Origin of the sequence: Pelomonas sp. CA6, from assembly GCF_022549225.1 — a bacterium.
Classification (GTDB): Bacteria; Pseudomonadota; Gammaproteobacteria; order Burkholderiales; family Burkholderiaceae_C; genus Roseateles.
This window is the reverse complement of record NZ_JAKZFD010000001.1, coordinates 267,376-287,037: the sequence shown is the minus strand read 5'-3', so window position 1 is coordinate 287,037 and position 19,662 is coordinate 267,376. Positions and strand designations below refer to the sequence as shown.

General features: G+C 71.0%; 15 protein-coding genes and 1 riboswitch. Of the genes, 5 read left to right on the top strand and 10 right to left on the bottom strand.

Going from position 1 to position 19,662, the window contains the following annotated elements:
- The first annotated feature begins 83 nt into the window (after positions 1 to 83).
- Complete coding sequence (locus LZ017_RS01315; RefSeq protein WP_241298255.1) at positions 84 to 473, top strand: VanZ family protein; 390 nt, start codon at positions 84 to 86, stop codon at positions 471 to 473.
- Here the strand turns inward: LZ017_RS01315 and epsA are convergent.
- Complete coding sequence (gene epsA, locus LZ017_RS01310; protein WP_241298254.1) at positions 449 to 1,285, bottom strand: XrtB/PEP-CTERM-associated transcriptional regulator EpsA; 837 nt, start codon at positions 1,283 to 1,285, stop codon at positions 449 to 451. The genes LZ017_RS01315 and epsA overlap by 25 nt on opposite strands.
- Positions 1,286 to 1,505: 220 nt before the next feature.
- Between epsA and egtB the strand changes: the two genes are divergently transcribed.
- The 3 genes from egtB (at position 1,506) to LZ017_RS01295 (ending at position 4,835) form a co-directional block, all read left to right on the top strand.
- Entirely contained in the window at positions 1,506 to 2,726 is a 1,221-nt protein-coding gene (gene egtB / locus LZ017_RS01305; protein WP_241298253.1) for an ergothioneine biosynthesis protein EgtB, read from the top strand.
- 15 nt (positions 2,727 to 2,741) lie between these two features.
- On the top strand, positions 2,742 to 3,755 hold the full coding sequence (egtD, locus tag LZ017_RS01300; RefSeq protein ID WP_241298252.1) for an L-histidine N(alpha)-methyltransferase: 1,014 nt from the start codon (positions 2,742 to 2,744) through the stop codon (positions 3,753 to 3,755).
- A 138-nt stretch (positions 3,756 to 3,893) separates the two neighbouring features.
- Positions 3,894 to 4,835, top strand: coding sequence for a hypothetical protein (locus tag LZ017_RS01295; RefSeq protein ID WP_241298251.1), 942 nt, complete (start codon positions 3,894 to 3,896; stop codon positions 4,833 to 4,835).
- A gap of 50 nt (positions 4,836 to 4,885) precedes the next feature.
- Here the strand turns inward: LZ017_RS01295 and fahA are convergent, their stop codons facing one another.
- The 6 genes from fahA to LZ017_RS01265 all read right to left on the bottom strand — a co-directional run bounded on the left by fahA (position 4,886) and on the right by LZ017_RS01265 (position 11,162).
- Positions 4,886 to 6,211, bottom strand: a complete 1,326-nt coding sequence (gene fahA / locus LZ017_RS01290; RefSeq protein WP_241298250.1) for a fumarylacetoacetase — start codon at positions 6,209 to 6,211, stop codon at positions 4,886 to 4,888.
- 31 nt (positions 6,212 to 6,242) lie between these two features.
- Complete coding sequence (hmgA, locus tag LZ017_RS01285) at positions 6,243 to 7,547, bottom strand: homogentisate 1,2-dioxygenase (RefSeq protein WP_241298249.1); 1,305 nt, start codon at positions 7,545 to 7,547, stop codon at positions 6,243 to 6,245.
- A 90-nt stretch (positions 7,548 to 7,637) separates the two neighbouring features.
- Positions 7,638 to 7,844, bottom strand: a complete 207-nt coding sequence (locus tag LZ017_RS01280) for a DUF2783 domain-containing protein (RefSeq protein WP_241298248.1) — start codon at positions 7,842 to 7,844, stop codon at positions 7,638 to 7,640.
- 20 nt (positions 7,845 to 7,864) lie between these two features.
- Positions 7,865 to 9,580 carry an FAD-dependent oxidoreductase gene (locus LZ017_RS01275; protein WP_241298247.1) on the bottom strand — a complete coding sequence of 572 codons (1,716 nt, stop codon included), beginning with the start codon at positions 9,578 to 9,580 and terminating at the stop codon, positions 7,865 to 7,867.
- Between the two features lie 51 nt (positions 9,581 to 9,631).
- A complete protein-coding gene (locus LZ017_RS01270) occupies positions 9,632 to 10,168 on the bottom strand; it encodes a VOC family protein (RefSeq protein ID WP_241298246.1) in 537 nt (178 codons plus the stop codon).
- A gap of 25 nt (positions 10,169 to 10,193) precedes the next feature.
- Positions 10,194 to 11,162, bottom strand: a complete 969-nt coding sequence (locus tag LZ017_RS01265) for an MBL fold metallo-hydrolase (protein WP_241298245.1) — start codon at positions 11,160 to 11,162, stop codon at positions 10,194 to 10,196.
- 113 nt (positions 11,163 to 11,275) lie between these two features.
- Between LZ017_RS01265 and LZ017_RS01260 the strand changes: the two genes are divergently transcribed.
- The gene (locus tag LZ017_RS01260; RefSeq protein WP_241298244.1) at positions 11,276 to 12,046 is read left to right on the top strand and encodes an IclR family transcriptional regulator; all 771 of its coding nucleotides are present in this window, start codon (positions 11,276 to 11,278) and stop codon (positions 12,044 to 12,046) included.
- A gap of 21 nt (positions 12,047 to 12,067) precedes the next feature.
- On the opposite strand, the gene LZ017_RS01255 is transcribed toward LZ017_RS01260, so the two are convergent.
- From LZ017_RS01255 to LZ017_RS01245, 3 genes are all read right to left on the bottom strand, one after another.
- Positions 12,068 to 16,948: a C39 family peptidase gene (locus LZ017_RS01255; RefSeq protein ID WP_241298243.1), complete on the bottom strand. Its 4,881-nt coding sequence runs from the start codon at positions 16,946 to 16,948 to the stop codon at positions 12,068 to 12,070.
- 139 nt (positions 16,949 to 17,087) lie between these two features.
- On the bottom strand, positions 17,088 to 19,268 hold the full coding sequence (locus LZ017_RS01250) for a bifunctional diguanylate cyclase/phosphodiesterase (protein ID WP_241298241.1): 2,181 nt from the start codon (positions 19,266 to 19,268) through the stop codon (positions 17,088 to 17,090).
- A gap of 40 nt (positions 19,269 to 19,308) precedes the next feature.
- The gene (locus LZ017_RS01245) at positions 19,309 to 19,452 is read right to left on the bottom strand and encodes a hypothetical protein (protein WP_241298239.1); all 144 of its coding nucleotides are present in this window, start codon (positions 19,450 to 19,452) and stop codon (positions 19,309 to 19,311) included.
- 93 nt (positions 19,453 to 19,545) lie between these two features.
- Positions 19,546 to 19,650: riboswitch (TPP riboswitch) on the top strand.
- The last annotated feature ends 12 nt before the right edge of the window (positions 19,651 to 19,662 follow it).

Here is a 19,662-nt window from a genome sequence, read left to right as displayed (position 1 = left end):
GTGAGTTGATGCAGGGTGCATCCTAGGGCCTGCGCGCGCCGGCCCCGCGGCGCCCCTACACTGCCGCCACGATGAATGCCCTGTTGTCCCTCCTCTCGCAGCCGCGCTGGCGCGGCGGCTGGCGCCTGCTGCTGGTGCTGCTGGTGCTGGTGATCTCCTGGCTTGCCTTCAGCCCCCGGCCACCGGTCGTGCTGAGCACTGGCTGGGACAAGTCCAACCACATGCTGGCCTTCTTCACGCTGGCCTTCGTGATGCGCCTGGGCTTTCGCGGGCACTGGAGCCTCACCGCACTGGCGCTGCTGGGCTATGGCGTGCTGATCGAGCTGGTGCAGAGCATGGTGCCGGGCCGCGAGGCCGACGCGATGGACGTACTGGCCGACTCGCTGGGCCTGCTGCCGGGCCTGCTGCTGGCGATGGCGCTGCAGCGCGTCGCGCGTCGCCGCCTTGCTCAGCCGGACCTGCCCGGCGGCTGAATCGAGCCCGGCGGCAGCACCACGTTCAGCGCCACCGCATGGGCCACCGCGTGCGCGCGGTTGGCCACGCCCAGCTTGCGCAGGATGTTCTGCACGTGGTTTTTCACCGTCAGCGCGCTGATGCCCAGCATCTGCGCGATCTGGCGGTTGCTCTTGCCTTCGGTCAGGCCGCGCAGGATGTCGCGTTCGCGCTCGGTGATCGCGCGCACCAGCGGCGCGTCGGCGCTGCCGATGCGCAGCTCCCCCAACGTCAGCTCGTTGCCCAGCACGCGCAGCCAGGTGCTGTGGATGTGGGGCATCAGCAGCTCCAGGTGATGGCGCTGCGCCTCCTGCCACGGGCCTTGGCGCGACAGCAGCACGAAGAAGCTCTCGATCTCGCCGGGCCGCTGCGGGCGCGACACGCCATGCACCAGCGCGTCATGGAAGCCACCCTCGCGCAGCGCATCGGACAGCTGGGTGTTGCCGCCCGGCTCCAGCAGGGTCCAGGGCACGGCGCAGGGCCGCTGGTGCGCGGCCAGCCAGGCCTGCTGCAGCAGGCGCAGCGGCTCGCTCTGAGCGTCGCCGGCGCAGCGCTGCAGCGCCTCGGGCACCGGCACGCTGTTGAACACCTCGAACTGCAGGCTGCGCCGCTGGCGCAGATACGCACCGCACAGCGCGATCTGGTGGGGCATCAGCGCCTGCAGGCTGCCCTGCAGCCAGACGAAGAACTGGTGCCGGCGCTGCACGTCCAGCGCCGATTCCGCGCTGCGGACGATGGCTTCCACCTGCGCCCGGCTGAGCAGCACGGAGCCGAAAAGTTCCTCGGAAGACATGGACGGATCCTGACGTGATGGGTGGACAGTCATGGGCTGGGTCGAGCCAGCCTAGCCCACGCAGATGACCGGATGTTGAAACCGGGACTGGTCCGACCTCTGTCCTTGGCTCGCACGCCGGCGCGCCGCATCCCTGCTGACAAGATGGGGAAACCGATCCGCTACCGTGCACGGACACGTGGCGCCTCCCCGGCGCCGCGCCCACCCCAGGGAGCCCGGCATGACCCCAGACCCCGGACCCGCCCGCGACGCGCTGGCCCAGCGCTACCGGCGCGTGCGCGCCCACACGCTGGCGCTGGCCGAACCGCTGACCCCGGAAGACCAGTGCGTGCAGTCCATGCCCGACGCAAGCCCGAGCAAATGGCACCAGGCCCACACCAGCTGGTTCTTCGAGACCCTGGTGCTGCAGCCACTGGCGGCGGACTACCGCGTCTTCGACCCCGGCTATGCCTATCTCTTCAACTCCTACTACGAGGCACTGGGGCCGCGCCATCCGCGACCGCAGCGCGGTCTGCTGAGCCGCCCGGCGCTGGCCGAGGTGCAGGCCTACCGGCGCCATGTGGACCAGGCCCTGCTGAGGCTGCTGGCCGACGCGCCGCCGCCGCAATGGGTGGGACTGGCCGCGCTGACCGAGCTCGGGCTGCAGCACGAGCAACAGCACCAGGAGCTGCTGCTGACCGACGCGCTGCACCTGCTGTCCTGCCATCCGCAGCTGCCGGCCTATCTGCCCCTGCCGCGCCAGGCGCCCGCCACCGCCCCGCTGCCCGAGGCACGCTGGCTGCCCCACCCCGGCGGGCTGGTGGAGCTCGGCGCCGACGCCGCCGGCCCGGCCTTCGCGTTCGACAACGAGACCCCGCGCCATCGCCACTGGCTCGCGCCCTTCGAGATCGCCGACCGGCTGGTCAGCCAGGGCGACTACGCGCGCTTCGTCGACGCTGGCGGCTATCGCGACCCCGCGCTGTGGCTCTCGGAAGGCTGGAGCCTGGTCCAGACCCAGGACTGGCGGGCCCCGCTGTACTGGCGCGAAGGCCGCGAGGGCTGGCAGGTCTTCGGGCTGCACGGCCTGCAGCCGCTGGACCCGGCGGCGCCGGTGCTCAACCTCAGCTACCACGAGGCCTGGGCCTATGCGCAATGGGCCGGAGCGCGCCTGCCCACCGAAGCGGAATGGGAACGCGCCGCGCGCGACCTCCCCGGCATGCGCCAGATCTACGACCAGGCCTGGCAATGGACCCGTTCCGCCTATGGCCCCTACCCCGGCTTCCGGCCGCTGGCCGGTGCCGCCGCCGAATACAACGGCAAATTCATGGTGGGCCAGATGGTGCTGCGCGGCGGCAGCCTGGCCACGCCGGCCGGGCACAGCCGCGCCAGCTACCGCAACTTCTTCCCCGCGGCCACGCGCTGGCAGTTCGCCGGTCTGCGGCTTGCCAGAGACCTCGTCTGACGGAGACCTCTGCCCATGGACACCCTTTCCCTCGACCCCGCTGGCAGCGCCGCGCTGCAGCACCCCGCCACACCCGACGCGCCGACCCAAGGCTTTGCCCGCGACCTGCATGCCGCACTGGGCCGGGCGCCGCACAGCATCTCGCCCAAGTACTTCTACGATGCCCAGGGCTCGCGCCTGTTCGAGGCCATCTGCGAACTGCCCGAGTACTACCCGACGCGCACCGAAATCGCGCTGCTGGAACGCCATGGCCGCGAGATCGCGCGCACGCTGGGCCCGCAGGTGCAGCTGGTGGAATACGGCGCTGGCGCGCTGCGCAAGGTGCGCCTGCTGCTGCAGCATCTGCAGGACCTGCAGTCCTTCGTGCCGGTGGACATTTCCGGCGAGCACCTGCTGCAGGCCGTGCAGTTGTTGCGGCACGAAATGCCGCGCCTGCGCGTGCAGCCGGTCGTGGCCGACTTCACCGCGCCTCACGAGCTGCCGGCGCTGCCGCCGGGCGCGCGCCGCGTTGGCTTCTTCCCCGGCTCCAGCCTGGGCAACTTCCTGCCGCACGAGGCGCTGGGCTTTTTGCGCCTGTGCGCCCAGGAACTGCGCGGCGGCGGGCTGCTGATCGGCGTGGACCTGGTCAAAGATCCGGCCGTGCTGCACGCTGCCTACAACGACCGCGCCGGCGTCACCGCGCAGTTCAACCTCAACCTGCTGACGCGGGCACGGCGCGAGCTGGGGCTGCAGGTACAGCCGGAGCTGTTCGCGCACAGCGCCTTCTACAACGCGCCCCAGCGACGCATCGAGATGCACCTGCAGAGCCTGCGGGACCAGTCCCTGGTGCTGCAGGGGCGCCATTACCGCTTCGCGCGCGGGCAATGCCTGCACACCGAGCACAGCCACAAGTTCAGCCCCGAGGGCTTCGAGGAGCTGGCGCGCCGTGCCGGGCTGCAGCCGCGCGCCAGCTGGATCGACGCCCGCCAGTGGTTCGCGCTGTACTGGCTGGAGGCCCTGCCGGCGGCGGCGCCGGCCCGCTTGCATTGACGCGTGGCGGCCGCGACCAGCCGTCCCCGTTCCCCGGGGCCGCCATCCCCCCAAGGGGTGAGGGCATGACGGGCGGCAGCCCCGGCCACCGCTTCTAAGATCCAGCGCTGCCTGATGGCGCGCTCACGGATCCCGAACATGTCGCTCAACCGCCCTGCCTTCGTCCCTGCCGGCCTGCGCCGGATCACGGCCACCGCCGCCGCACTGCTCGGCCTGACGCTGCAACCCAGCCACGCGGCCACGGCCGACACGGCGGGGCCGACCGCCGGCACGCCGCCGGTGATCGCGCTGGTGGCGGCCGTCGGCGACCGCCTCACCATCGTGCGCCAGCGCAGCAGCACCGGCACCCACATGGAACCCTTCAGCCGCGCCATCGTGCCCATCGACAGCCAGGCGCTGAACTTCGCGGCGCTGCGCGGCCTGCAGCGCGCGGTGCAGGAAGAAGAGCCCGGCGCCAGCGTGGCGCTGCTGAGCTGGAACCCCACCGAGGCGATCAACCAGAAGATCAACGCGCTGCGTGGCCCGCAGCGCGACGATGCGCTGCTGGAGGCGCTGCGCGAGCACCTGGGCGGCATGCCCGAGCGCGCCGGCTGGAGCCGCATCGAGGCCATCCTGCCGCGCTACTTCATGCCCGAGATGAAGGGCATGGGCAGCAAGCTGCAAGGGGTGGGCATCTACGTGCAGCCGCTGGAACGCGGGCTGGACCCGGGGCAGGAACTGGAGACGCCGGGCGGCAATATCAGCCTCTCCGACAACGGCGGCTCGCGCACGCTGAACCCGCGCACCGGCGAGGTGGTGCGCGCCGTCACCTACGTGGCGCCCTACATCTACTTCCAGCGCCTCACGCTGGACGCGAAGACGCTGCAGGTGCTGGCGCGCAAGAACCAGTACGACAACACCAAGTACCACGACCCCGAGTCGACCGCACGAGACCCGATGAAGCACCTGGAACTGGCGGACCTGCTGCAGCGCGTGATCGACATGACCGAGCGCTCGGCCTATGTGTCGGTGCGCGGCAAGCAGTCCGTCGAGGTCAGCGCGCCGACGGTGCTGCCGGCCGCCAGCGCGGCGTCGCGCTAGGCGCGGCCCGCGATAGGCCCCGGCGGCATCGCCGGGACCGTGGCGAGGGCTCAGCCGGCGCGTGCCGCCAGCAGCGTGGCCGCGCAATCGCCGAAGCCGATGCGGCGCGCGCCGCCGGCCTGCGCATGGGCGCGCAGGATCACGGTGTCGCCGTCCTGCAAGAAGCTGCGCGTCTCGCCATTGGGCAGGGTCAGGGCTTGCTTGCCGCCCTGGCTCAGCTCCAGCAGCGAGCCGCCCTCGTCCGCCGCGGGGCCGGACTGCGTGCCGGTGCCCAGCAGGTCGCCCGGCTGCAGGTTGCAGCCATTGCTCGCGTGGTGCACCAGCATCTGCGCCAGGGTCCAGTAGGCGTGGCGGAAGTTGGAGCGCATCAGCCGCGTCGCGGGTTCGCCGGCGGCGCGCATGGCGGCGGTCTGAAGCCAAACCTCCAGCTCGAGGTCCAGGCCGCCGAGGCTGCGGTTGGCCTCGCTGTCCAGATAGGGCAGCGGCGGCGGGTCGCCCTCGGGGCGCTGTTGTGCGCAGCGGAAGGGCGCCAGCGCCTCCATCGTCACCACCCAGGGCGAGATGGTGCTGCCGAAGTTCTTCGCCAGGAAAGGCCCCAGCGGCTGGTATTCCCAGGCCTGCACGTCGCGGGCCGACCAGTCGTTGAGCAGGCACAGACCGAACAGATGTTCGTCGGCCTGGGCCATCGGGATGGGTTCGCCCAGCGCGTTGCCGGGGCCGACGAACAGGCCCAGCTCCAGCTCATAGTCCAGCCGCTTGGCAGGCGCGAACACGGGCGCGTCGGCATCGGGCGCCTTGAGCTGGCCCCAGGGACGGTGCAGCTGCTGGCCGCTGATGCCGATGGACGAGGCACGGCCGTGGTAGCCGATGGGCACCCATTTGTAGTTGGGCAGCAGCGGGTTGTCCGGACGGAACAGCTTGCCCACCGTGGTGGCGTGATGGATGCCGGTGTAGAAGTCGGTGTAGTCACCGATGCGGCAGGGCAGCGCGAGCTCGGCCTCGTGCTGCGCCAGCAGCGCGTCGGCGAGCAGCGCCTGCTGCGGGCTGCCCGCCTGCAGCGCACGGAACAGCGCCTGGCGCAGCGCCACGCGCGCCGCCTTGGGCGCCGCCATCAGCGCGTTCAGGTCGCCTTGCGCGAGCGGCTGCAGCAGCACCTGCAGCGGTGTCTCCCAGCGTCCGCGCTCGGCGGCGCGGCGCAGGTCCAGGATCTGGTCGCCGATGGCCACGCCAATGCGCCAGTCCTCGTTGTGGCCGGCGCGGCGGAAGCGCCCATAGGGCAGGTTCTGCAGCGGGAAGTCGCAGCCCTCGGCATTGGCGCTGGCCACCCAGCTCTGCGCGGCGGGGTCGTGGGTGAAGTCGAGATTCGGGAGCGTCATCGTCGTCGTGTCGGTCAGGGATCAGGTGGGGTCAGGCCTTGCCTGCGTCGAAGTGGTCGGCCAGGCCGTCCCAGCAGCGGGCATAGGCGCCGTCCAGGTGCTCCGGGCTCAGCGCATAGGCGGTGGGCCGCAGGCGCCAGCGCGTCTCAAACATGAAGGCCAGGGTCTGGTCCAGCTTGTGCGGCTGCAGCGCCGCGCTGCTCGCCTTCTCAAAGGCCTCGCGGTCCGGACCATGCGGCACGAAGGCGTTGTGCAGGCTGGCGCCGCCGGGGCGGAAGCCCTCGGGCTTGGCGTCGTACTGGCCCAGCACCAGGCCCATGAATTCGCTCATCACGTTGCGGTGGTACCAGGGCGGGCGGAAGCTGTCCTCGGCCACCATCCAGCGCGGCGGGAAGATCACGAAATCCACATTTGCCCAGCCCGGCGTGTCCGAGGGGCTGGTGAGCACCGTGAAGATGCTGGGGTCCGGGTGGTCGAAGCTGACCGTGCCCAGGGTCATGAAGTTCGCGGTGTCGTACTTCAGCGGCGCGAGGTTGCCGTGCCAGGCAACGACGTTGAAGGGGCTGTGGCCCTGCTCGCTCTGCCACAGCCGGCCGCCAAACTTCTTCACCAGGTGGTAGGCGCCGGGCTCGGTCTCGAACCAGGCCGTGGGGGCGAGGAAGTCGCGCGGATTGGCCAGGCCGTTGGAGCCGATCGGGCCCAGCTCGGGCAGGCGCAGGGCCGCGCCGTAGTTCTCGCAGACATAGCCGCGCGACGGGCCGTCCACGTCCACCTTGAACGCCATGCCGCGCGGCACCAGCACGATTTCGCCCGGGCGCACGTCCAGCCGGCCCAGCTCGGTGGTGACGCGCAGCGCGCCCTGCTGCGGGACGATGAGCATCTCGCCATCGGCGTTGACGAGGGCCTTGCGCCCCATGTCGCGATTGGCCACGTACCAGTGCGCGGCCATGCCCTGGTGGTGGTCCGGGTCGCCGTTGAGCGCCAGCGTGCGCAGGCCCTCGACGAAGTCCAGCGGTTGCTCGGGCATCTCCACCGGATGCCAGCGCAGCGGATCGGGCGGCGAGCGCTCGCCGTCGGCCGCGCCGGTCTTGAGCAGCTCGTGCGGCAGCGGCTTGTAGGCCCCCGCCACCACCGAGGGCTGGCGGCGGTAGACCCAGCTGCGGTGGTTGTCGGCGCGCGGCGCGGTGAAGGCGCTGCCGGAGATCAGCTCGGCATACAGCCCCAGCGGCGCGCGCTGCGGGCTGTTGCGCCCCCGCGGCAGGCTGCCGGGCACGGCCTCGCTCTGATGCTGGTTGCCGAAGCCGGCCAGGTAGTTCAAAGAAGTCCAGGACGCCATCGTGTGGAGTGCTCCAAAGCTAGCGGGCCGGCACGCCCGCTCGTGGCGGGCTGCCGGCCCCGAGGTGCCGGGCACGGGGCCCGGCGTCGATCAGGGATGGTGGGCCAGCGTATTCTGACGCGCCACGGCCAGCGCGTCGTCCAGCACGCCGCGCTGGCCCACATGGTTGGCCAGGATGAGCGCGAGCTTGGCAACGAAGAGCTGCGCCTGCTCGTCGCTCATGCCTTGCTGCGCCTGGATCAGCGCGGCGTAGAAGCCGTCGGGATCGGGGATGTTGGGGTTCAGGTTCAGGCTCATCGTCGTCTCTCCCATCGCCATCAGGCCCGCGCCAGCGCGCGGTCCAGCGCCGCGCGCACCCGCGCCGGCTCGGCCTCGCGCCAGCGCGCGGCGACCACCCGGTCGGGCCGGACCAGGTAGGCGGTGCCGGCCGCGGCGCCATAGCGCTGCGCGAGCAGGCCCTCGCAATCGTCCAGCCAGGCGCCGCCCCCCGGCCTGTCGTCGGGCGTCGGGCCCACCTGCAGCAGTTGCACCGCCGGGGTCAGGTCTTGCAGCGCGCGCCGCAGCGCCTCGCTGGCCGGCCCGAAGTGCAGCAGCACGAAGCCACGGCCCAGCAGGTCCACCAGCCAGCCGGCGCCGCCGGCGTGCCGCAGCGGCGCGTCCGGCGCGCCCCAGCCCGGGGCCGCGGTGGGCGCGGCGAACAGGTCTTCCTCCGCGCTGTTCAGCGCGCTGCCGACATAGGGCGTGGGCGTGGAGAGCCGGCCGCTGTTGACCAGCGGGCGGGCGAAGGCGCAGTCGCGCGCCAGCTCCAGCACCGCGTCGCGCAGCAGCCGCGAGGTGGCGCTCTTGGGCGTGATGAAGTCGGTGGCGCGGGTGGAATGCCCCAGGTTGTCGTCGGCCGCCTGCACGCGCTCGGCGTCGTAGCTGTCCAGCAGCGCGTCGGGCGCCTCGCCGCGCAGCACGGCGGCGAGCTTCCACGCGAGGTTGTCCACGTCCTGCACACCGGTGTTGGCGCCCCGCGCGCCGAAGGGCGAAACCTGGTGCGCCGAATCGCCGGCGAAGAGCACGCGGCCATGGCGGAAATGGTCCATGCGGCGGCAGGCGAACTGATAGACCGACACCCATTCCAGCTCGAACGCCACGTCCTCGCCCAGCATCGCGCGGATGCGCGGGATCACGCGCTCGGGTCTTTTCTCCTCCACTGGGTCGGCCTGCCAGCCGAGCTGGAAATCGATGCGCCAGACCTGGTCGGCCTGCTTGTGCAGCAGCACCGACTGCCCGGGGTGGAACGGCGGGTCGAACCAGAACCAGCGCTCGGGCTCGGCGTCCAGTCGCTGCAGCGTGGCGCCGCGGCTCTGCGCGAGCGCTCCCGGATCGGGCGCGCCCGCCTTGGGCTGGATCACCACGTCGGCGATCAGGAAGCGGTCCTGGAAGGCCTGCCCCTGGAACTCCAGGCCCATCATGCGGCGCACGTCGCTGCTGGCGCCGTCGCAGGCGATCAGATAGCGGGTGTGCATCTGGAAAACGCCGTCGGGCGTCTCCACGGTGAGGCGCACGCCAGCGTCGTCGTGCTCCAGCGCGAGCAGCTTGTGCTTCCAGCGCAGGTCCACCCGCGGATGGGCGTCGCAGGCCTCGACCAGGCGCTCCTCCAGGTGGTATTGCTGCAGGTTGATCATCGCCGGCAGCTTGTGCTGCGGCTCGGGCAGCAGGTCGAAGCGGTAGGCCAGGTCATCGCGGTGGAAGACCTTGCCCACCTTCCAGGACACGCCGCGCGCCACCAGGGGCGCGGCCACGCCCAGGCGGTCCCAGACCTCCAGCGTGCGCTTGGCATAGCAGACCGCGCGCGAACCGATGGAGACGCTGTTGTTGTCGTCCAGCACCACCACCGGCGTGCCGCGCTCGGCCAGGTCCAGGCCCATGGTCAGGCCCACCGGGCCGGCACCGATCACGACCACCGCATGGTCCTGGGGCTGGCCCAGGCGCTGCTCGTCGCTCTGGCGGTAGGCGTATTCGGGGTACTGGTAGGTCTTCTGCATCGCGGGGGTCTCCGTCCTCGCCCGGGCCGGCGCCGCCGGCCGGGACGGCCTTCAGGCCTTGAACTCTTGTTCGTGCATCCAGGCGGCGTGCTTGGGGGCGCGGCGCGTGCGCGACCATTCCTCCAGCATCTCCCACTTGCAGGCGTCCAGGCGCGCGTACATGTCCGGCGTGCCGACGTCGGCGGCCAGCTCCACGCGGTGGCCGTTGGGGTCGAAGAAGTAGATGCTCTTGAAGATGGTGTGGTCGGTCACGCCGACGACGGCGATGCCCGCCGCCTCCAGCCGCGCCTTGGTGGCCTCCAGCGTGGCGACGCTGTCCACCTTGAACGCGATGTGCTGCACCCATTCCGGCGTGGCCTCGTCACGGCCCATGGCCGGCGCGTTGGGCAGCTCGAAGAAGGCCAGCACATTGCCCTGCCCCGCGTCGAGGAAGACGTGCATATAGGGGTCGGGCGCCTTGGTGGAGGGCACCTGGTCCTCGGCGATGGCGAGCACGAAGTCCATGTTCAGGTGCTTCACATACCAGTCCACGGTGGCCTTGGCGTCCTTGCAGCGGTACGCGACGTGGTGGATGCGTTCGATCTTCATGGCGGGGTCTCCCTGGGGTTGCGGCTCACTGGCCTTCGAGGGTCTTCCACATCTCGAGGTCGCGCTCGGCGGTCCAGATGCGCGGATGCTGGTGGCCGCTGGCCTCGTCGAAGGCGCGGGTGACGTCGAAGGGCATGCAGTGAGCGAAGATCACCCAGCGGCCATAGGTCTTTTCCAGCTGCGCATAGGTCTCGCGGTAGACCGCGTTCAGGTCGCGGCCGGCGGCCACGCCGGCCTTCACCGCGGCATAGAGCTCGGAGACAAAGGCCTTGGTGCCCGCCAGCCCGGCCTGCACCTGCTCGGGCGTCTGCAGCGCGGGGCCGCGGCCCGGCACCAGCTTGGCCGGCTTCAGCGCGGCGATGGCGTCCAGCGTCTGCGGCCAGTCCTGGAAGTAAGCGTCGCCGGCATAGGGCGTGGCGTCGAACTCCACCAGGTCGCCGCTGAACAGGATGCGCTCCTGCGGCAGCCAGACGACCGTATCGCCCTTGGTGTGGCCGCGGCCCAGCTGCAGGATCTGCACTTCCAGCCGGCCCAGCCACAAGGTCATCTTGCCGCTGAAGGTCAGCGTCGGCCAGGTCAGGCCCGCGGGCACCGACTCGACATTGCGGAACAGGCGCGGGAAGCGGCCGATCTCGCTGGCCTTGTCCTGTTCACCGCGCTCGACGATCAGGTCGTAGGTGTCCTGGCTGGCGATCACCTGCTCGCAGCCCTCGGCCTTGTAGGCCGCGGCGCCCAGCACGCGCACCGCGTGGTAGTGCGACAGCAGCACGTATTTGATCGGCTTGTCGGTCACCTCGCGGATGCGGCGGATCACGTCCTGCGCCATCACCGGCGTGGCCTGGGTGTCGATCACCATCACCGCGTCGTCGCCGATCACGATGCCGGTGTTGGGGTCGCCCTCGGCCGTGTAGGCATAGGCGTGATCGGACAGCTTGTCGAAGCTGACCTGCTTCTCTTCCAGATCCGCGTGCGACGCGAAGGTCTTGCTGCTCATGCCGGGGCACCTTTCATCTAAATCAAATTGATTTGCGTATGGCAAATCTCGGACTTGATGATAGTCACGGCGTTTGATAATGTCTAATCAGTTAGATTAGTAAAAACCCGAACATGGCGTCCGACGAATCCAGCCCGCCGCGCGAATCGCGCGGCATCCAGAGCATCGAAGTGGGCGGCCAGCTGCTGGTGGCGCTGGCCCACCAAGGGGGCCCAATGGCGCTGAAAGACCTGGCGCGCGAGGCCGGCATGCCGCCGGCCAAGGCCCATCCCTACCTGGTCAGCTTCATCAAGCTCGGGCTGGTCGAGCAGGAAGGCGGGCGCTACGGCCTGGGCCCGCTGGCGCTGCAGCTGGGCCTGATCAGCCTGCAGCAGTACGACCCGGTGCGCCTGGCCACGCCGCGCATCGAGGCGCTGTCCGCGGAGCTGGGCCATACCGTGGCCATCGCGGTTTGGGGCAACCGCGGCCCCACCATCGTGCGCGTGGCCGAGGCGCCCACCCCGGTGCATGTCAGCATGCGCCACGGCACGGTGATGAGCCTGCCCGGCACCGCGTCCGGCCGGCTGTTCGCCGCGCTGATGCCCGCCGCGGACACCGCCGCCGCGCTGGCCGTCGAGGGCCTGCCCGCCGCGACGCTGGCCGAGCTGCAGGCCCAGGCGCCGCAGATCCGCGCCGAGGGCCTGGCGCGCTCGCAGGACGGCGTCGTGGCCGGCGTCTCCGCCCTCGCCGCCCCGGTTTTCGACCAGCGTGGCCGCATGCTGCTCAGCCTCACCGCCATCGGTCCCAGCGGCAGCTTCGACACCCGCGCCGACGGCCCCATCGGCCAGGCGCTGAAGAAAAGCGCCGAGCTGCTGTCGCGCCAGCTGGGGTGGCAGCCGGGTTGACCCGCGGCCCCCTCGCTGGCTTTAGGCGCCCGGCCACCACCAGCGCCACTGGCGCGCCAGCGGCGTATGTTGGAACAGCGCAGGAAGGCGCAGGCGCCGCCAGATCGCCAGGGTTGTCTCGCCGCCGCCTTCGGCCGACCGGCGGAACGCCGACACCGTACCGGCGGCCGCCTGTTGGCGCCACAGCTCGACATAGGCATGCACCACCTTCAGCGGATGGCGCATCCAGGGATCGGGCGTCCATTCATGCTGCCGCGCCAGCGCGTGCTCCAAGGCCTCCCGCGGTCCCTGCCCGGCGAGCAGGACCAATTGCCAGAAGCGCATGTCCTCCTGATAAGGCGAGCGGGGCAGACCCGCGTCAACGACCTCGGCCACCTCGCGCCAACGGCGCCGCTGGGCCAGCGCCACGCAGTAGTTGCTCAGGGCCCAGACCGGCGCCTGCGGGCGCTGGCGCCAGTCCTTCATCCAGCGGATCAGCGTGCGGCCCATGTCCCGGCTGAGCAGGGCATAGCTCACCTCGCCCCAGCTGACTTCGTCGGCGCGCAGCGCCGCCGCGTGGCGCCAGAGAAAGCCACGAAGCAGCAGGTCGTGCTCCCCCTCCACCAGCCAGCGCAACAGGCCCCGCTGCAGCAGCGTGCCTCGGGCCTGGCGCATCTCACGCCCGGCGCGCCACCCGGTCCACAACACGCCACGGCGGTCCGCTTGGTGCCTGAGCCAGTCAACGACCAGGCCGGTGGGCCCGCTTCCGCGCCGCAGGCCGTCCAGCTGGCGCTCGCGCAGCACATCGCCCCAGCCTGCAGCCACCAGCTGCGCACAGGCCTGCTGGGTCAGTTCGCAGTCGTACTCGTTGCAGCCGCACAGCCGGTCCAGCCAGGCCAGCGCGCGCTCGCGCAGCTCCGCCCGGCAGGCGGCTTCCACCCCCAGCGTGGCGGTCCGCACCGTCGGCTCGTGGGGCCATAGCGTCTGCAACGCCCATTCGGCCTCATCGGGGCGGCGCAACGCCTCGGCCACGCGGCAGAGGACGTGCGCCGCGAAGACATAGGTCGGCTCGAGCTCCAGCGCACGGCGCAGCGGCGCCAAGGCTTCTTCCTGCCGCTTGAGCTTGTGCAGCGCGTGCCCCAGGTATAGATGCGACAGCGCCCGGTGTGGCAGCAGCTGCAGCAGCTGTTGTGCGGCCTCGAGATAGGCCTCATCATGGCCCAACTCGTCCTCCCAGTCCGCCAGCTCACGCCACAGGCCGTCGTCGCGCTGCTGCTGCACCAGATCCCGCAGCAGGCGCACCGCCTGCGGCTTCTCGTCGCGGCGCCAGGCGCAGCGCGCCCCCCAGGCACGCACGGACACCGGAACCTCGCCGGGCCAGGGCAAGTCCTGCAGCAGCGCCTCGATCTCGGCGTAGCGCGACAGCCGCGCCAGCCGCTCGAAGCGCGCCAGCCAGGCCGACTCCAGCAGCGGATCAAGGCGCAAGGCCTCCGCCGCGGCCGCCAGCGCCTGTTCGTCATCGCGCAGTTGCTCGGCCTGCACGGTCCAGGCCCAGGCATCGCCGGGGCGACTGCGCACGACGTCCTCCAGCAGCGCGTCGAAATCCACCAGGCGCTCCGCGCGCGCACAGATCCGCCGCGCCATCGCCCAGATCCAGTTCGGCCGCGGGTTCAGCAGCAGCGAACGCCGGCACAGCGCCAGTGCCTCGGCATCGCGCTGCTGCTTCTCGTGGACCCAGGCCAGCAGCGCGATCAGGTCGTCATCCTCGAAGGCCAGCTGCAACGCGCGCTGCAGCACCGGCTCCATCGCGGCCCAGTCGGCGTCGATCTCCTGGATCAGCTCCACCTGCAGGCGGACCGCCCGGTTCCATCCCGGCGACATCGCCAGCGCGCGCGCATTGGCCTGCAGCGCTTCCTCCCGCAGGCCCAGCTGGCGCAGCACATCGGCCAGCTCAAACTGCACGCGCGGCAGGCCGGTAAAGCGGGAGGCCGCCGGCACCAGCACCTCGTGGGCCGCGTCGGAGCGCCCCATCTCCAGCAACTGCCGCCCCAGCGCGACCCAGGCCTCCCAGACCTCCGGGCGGGCCGCGTGGACCCGCCGCAGCACCGCCTCGACCGCCTCGGGATCCCAGCCCCGGCTGGCGACGGACTGGAAGCACAGCAGGCCATCCCCCAGCACCACCTGCCGCTCCAGCTCGCGGGCGACGTGGTCCACCGCCTGGCGCGCCGCCTCGGCGTCCGGCGCAGACATCACCAGCGTGCGCATGCCGTAGTCGTAGTCCACGTCCAATTCGACCGAGCGCCGCAGCGCCGGCAGCGCCGCCGCATAGCCCTCGCGCCGCAACAACACGAAGGCCAGCGTCCCCTGGGTGTCGGCGCGGTTGGCGCCCAGTGCATGAGCAGCCTGCGCTTCGCGCAGCGCATCGTCGTGGCGCCCCTGACGCGAGGCCTGCACCGCGCATTCGCGGCGCAGCCACACGTCCTGCGGATGGTGCTGCAGCATGTGCGCCAGCTGCTCGTTGATCGCCTGCGGGCGGTCGGGCAGCCAGTCGTAGAGCAGGCGGTTCAGGCCATAGTGCGCCGGGTGCCGCGCCACCACGGCGCGCAGCTCTGCAATGGCCGCGTCGCGCCCTTGCAGCCGCGCCACCAGGCGCAGGTGCAAGCGCCGCTGAGCCAAGTTGAAGGGCTCCAGCGACGCCGCTTCCTGCGCCCAGGCCAGTGCCTGCGCATAGTCGCCCCGAGCCTCGCTCAGCAGGGCCGAGACTCTCAGCCGGCTGCCGCGCCGTGCCGGCTCCGTGGCGGCGTCCAGCAGGGCCTGAGCCTCGGCCAGCCGCTGTCGGCGCAGGCGATCCTCCGCGGCATAGAGCTTCAGGCCCGCGTCATCGGATCGACGGCGCAGGGCGGCCGCGAGCACTTGCTCCGCCGCCTCAGTCTTCTCCAGTTGATCAAGCTGCTCATGCCAGGTCATCGCGGGCGCGCTGGAGCGGTCGCCCCAGGTCGCCTCGCGCTGGCGCAGAAACTCCAGCCCCTCGTCCACGCGGCCGAGGGCCCAGCAGGCGCGCGCATAGGCCTTCGCCGCGCCCTCGTCGGTCGGCATCAGGCAGGCTGCCCAGCGATAGGGCGCCAGCGACGCCTGCTGCCGCCCCTCGCGCCACAGCAGGTCCGCCCACTGCCACCATAGACGCCCCTGCGCGGGCTGCCGCCGCAGCGCTTGGCGCATCAGGGCCCAGGCGCGAGGCAGGCGCCGTGCGTCCTGCGACAGACGCTCCGCAAGTCGTGCCAGCAGCAGCGGCTCGGCTTCGAGCGGCGCCGCGGCGGCTTCCATATAGGACTCGGCGAGCGCCTGCCCCTCCAGCTCGGCCAGCGAGGCCACCTTGCTCAGCTGCAGGTGGGCGTCGCCGGGAAACATCTGCAGCAGCGCGTCCGTGGCGGCATGGATCTGGGGCTCGTTGCCGTCGTACGCCGCCAGCTGGCGCGCCGCCCGCCATGCCAGACGCGATCCAGGGGCTTGGCCCCGCAGACGCTCCAGCGCCTCCAGCGCCGCGCCGCGGTCATGGCGCTCCAGCGCCGCCTGCATCGCATGCAGCAGGTCCCAGTCCTCGGCCTCCGGCAACACCAGGCCCTGCAGCCGATGCACCTCCTCGGGCGGAACGAGCAGCAGCGCCCGCGGCCCCTGCGCCCGCTGCGCTTCGACCAGCGCACCGGCCTCGAATTCCGTGTGGACGGGCAGGTAAGGGTCGCGGATCAGCAGGGTGTTGCGCAGCCGGTCATAGCCCACGACGGCCTGCAGGTGCCCGCTGGCCGACTGCAGGGTCACCAGCGCGAAGGGCAGGCCGGCGTCCAGCAACTGGCAGGCGGTCGGCCAGTCGAGACGGAACTCCCGCACGACAAAACCCTGATCTTGGGCCCAGCAACGCTCGGACACATCGGCCGTCCCGTCGTAGCAGATGGCCTCGGCGATTTCCAGGTGCTCCGCCGGCCGCCCCCAGTAGCGCGAGAGCGCGGCCAGAGTCGCGGGCGCGCAGGTGGACCAGTGCTGACGCACGAACTCCAGGGATAGCAGGACGCGCGAGTGGCCCTTCGGCGGCGTGCGCAGGCGCTCGGCCAACTGCGCGTAGTAGCCGGTGCCGGGCACCTGTTCCGCCTGCTCGCGCGCTTCCTCCAGCCGGTCCAGCCGCATCAGCAGGTCCGCGCGCCGCGCCGCCAGCCCGCCGCGGGTCGCCGCTTCGGCGCGCGGCATGCAGCGCTGCGCCTCGTCTATGCAGGCCAACGCCCGCTCGTGCTCGCCGTACTCCGCATACAGGTCGTGCAGCTGCAGATGCAGCGCGCTGCATTCGCTGTGCTGCGCCGCGTCGGCCAGCAGCGCCAGCGCCTCGTCCCGGCGCTGCGTCAGCATGTACAGCGACGCCACCTGCTGGATCGCCGCGCGGTACCCCGGACACAGGGCCAGGGCTTGCTGCGCGCGGGCGAGTGCCTGCTCGTACAAGTCCTGCCGGGTCAGCGTATAGGACAGCTCGATATGCAGCCAGGGGTCGTCCGGCGCCAACGCGAGGGCCTGGTCATGGCAGGCACGCGCGCGTTCGAAATCGCGCAGGTCCGCCTGCCAGATCCCCTGCAGCGACAGGAGCTCCGCCTGCTCATCGGGCGGGCCCGCGGGCGGCTGCGGCCAAGCCTGCTGCGCGCGCCAGAATGCATAGGCACCGCGCCGCCCCAGCACCGTGCGCAACGCGACCACGCGCGCGCGCAGACTGTCGCGATAGCGTCGGCCCAGACGCAGCGCCAGCGCGTCGCCGGCCCGGTCGGCACCCAGATAGCGCATCGCGCGCACCGCCCGCAGGCTCGCCTCCAGCGAGCCCTCGGTCAGCCACTCGTCCACCTGAGCATGAACCTGCAGATACAGACCCCGGTCGAGCCGAGCATCCACCTGGGGCCAATCCGTCCCCTGGAGCGTCGTTGCGCTCCCCTCCCCGTTTTTCATGCGGCGATGCTAACGGCAGCCCATGACGGCGAAGCCCCAGGCTTTACCCGATCACCAGCAATCGCACCAAGACGCCGCCCGCGACTCAGACGGGTGCGCCCCCTGTCGATTCGCCCCGCCGTTGCCACGGCGACCGCCCCTCGCCCGAGGCCCGCAGCAGCGTGGCCAGCTCGTCTGCCGGCACGGCCTTGCTGAAGAAGAAGCCCTGAATCTCGTCGCAGTCGCGCTGCCGCAGGAACTCGCACTGCGCGGCCGTCTCCACGCCCTCGGCGACGATGTGCAGCCCCAGCGACTTGCCCATGGTGATGATGGCCTGCGTGAGGGTCTGGTCTTCCTCGTTGCCGTCCAGGTCACGCACGAACGCCCGGTCGATCTTCAGCGTGTCGATCGGGAAGCGCTTCAGGCTGGCCAGCGAGGAATAGCCGGTGCCGAAGTCGTCGACCGCCAGCCTGAGGCCCAGCTGCTTCAGTTCGTGCAGCTGCGTCGTGCCCGCGGCGCCGTTGCGCATCAGCAGGCTTTCGGTGATCTCCAGCTCCAGGCAATCCGGCGCGATGCCCGTGGCGGCCAGGATGGCGCGCACGTCGTCCAGCAGCGCCGGGTCGCCGAACTGGCGCATCGAAAGGTTGACCGCCATCACGATGCGCGGCAGCCCCGCCGCCACCCAGGCGACCTGCTGCCGGCAGGCCTCCTCCAGCACCCAGCGCCCCAGCGACACGATCAGTCCAGTCTCCTCGGCGACCGGGATGAAGCGCGCCGGAGCCACCCAGCCCATGGTCGGATGGGCCCAGCGCACCAGGGCCTCCACGCCCAGAATGCGGCCGCTGCGCGCGTCCACCTTGGGCTGGTAGTGCAGCCTCAGCTGCCCCTGCTCATGCGCGCGCCGCAGCTCCGACTCCAGCGCCAGCTTCTCGACCGAATGCGGATTGAGCTCGGGCGAATAGAAGGCATAGCCGTTGCGCCCCTCGTCCTTGGCGCGATACAGCGCGATGTCGGCGTTCTTCATCAGCGCATGCTCCTCGCGGCCATCGCGCGGAAACAGGCTGATGCCGATGCTGCAGGTCATGCGCAGCTCCTGGCCGAAGACCTGCATGGGCTGCGCCACGGCCGTGAGGATCTTGCGCGCCACCGCGCCGAGCCCGGCACAGGCCTCCACCCCAGGCACCACCACCACGAACTCGTCACCGCCCAGCCGCGCGATATGCTTGTGGCGGGCCAGGCATTGGCGCAGGCGCTGGGCGATCTCGCGCAGCACCGCGTCGCCGGCCTCGTGACCCAGCGTGTCGTTGATGTTCTTGAAGCGGTCCAGGTCCATGAACAGCACGCCCACGCCGCGCCCGCTCTGCTCGGCCTGCTCCAGCGCCTGCGTGATCAGGTTGGAGAGCTGCGTGCGGTTGGCCAGCCCGGTGAGCAGGTCGGTGTAGGCCAGGAATTCCGCATGCCGGGTGGCCTGCCGGGCCATCTCCGCCTCCTGCTGCAGGGCCCGGCGGCTTTGCGCCAGGTCGTCGGCCATTTTGTTGAAGGCATGCGTCAGGTCGCCGACCTCGTCCGGGTCCAAAGGGGCGATGCGCACCGAGGTATCGCCCTGCGCGAACGCCAGCACGCCCTCGCGCACCTGGCCGATGCCGCGCGACAGCCGTCCGGCGACGCGACAACCGAAGTAGCCCAGCCCCACCACCGCCGCCAGGCCCGCCAGCCCAACCACGTACAGGGCCCAGACGTTGGCCATGAAGAGCTGGCGTTCGATGTTCGTGTATTCCAGCACCACCGCGCCAATGATGGGCGAGTTGCGCAGCGCCGTCTGGCGCAACGGCACCACCATCTGCTTCGCACCCGACGGATGCTGGGCGCTGACCTCGATGAAGGTGCGCGGCTGCCCATCCGCCATGGTCTGTTCCACCTCGCCGCCCGGGTCCTCGCGGTAGATCTGGCCCAGCTCTTCCGGCACCACGTCGGCGATGGTGCGGCGCTCGCGGTTGACGATGAACAGATCGCGGCGGTACAGGTCGTCCAGGCTCTGCACATAGGCCTGCGCCTGCGCCCCCGCCTCCACCGCCCCGAGCGCCACCGAACCCGCCAGATTGCGCGCTTCCATGCGCACGGCCTGCGTGATTGAACTCAGCAGCACGCCCATGGCCGCGCCGGTCAGCACCAGCACCACGGCGCAGGCGATGGCCACCGCGGTGAGCAGCTTGACGCGCAGCGAGGGCCCGCGCGAGCGGCCCATCGGCGCAGGCCCGGCGCCGGAGGAATGCTCGGTCGGCAGCATGAGCTGCGGTCCCGCCGGAGAGCGTGCTGACATGAAGGGGTCACCCCGTGAACGAATTGCTGGCTTCATGCCGCCGTTCCTCTGAAGCAGCGGCCAACCAATGCTTCTCATTTTCATTTGATAAAAATGCTATGACCAGAGAAAGGTTGGCAACTACGTCACGAAGCCGCTTGCCTTGATGCATGGCCCCGCCTTTCCTGTGCCGCCACGCCACAGCGCACCCCGGGGCGCGCCGCCCGCCGCTAAAATCGCCGCCGCACGGTCGCATGCTGCGGCCGTGCTTCGCTAGGGGTGTTGATCCGGTCCAGGCCGGGTCGACTGAGAGAGTCCCTTTGAACCTGATTGAGGTAATCCTCGCGCAGGGAAGCACGCCATCCAGAGGGCCACGGCCCCG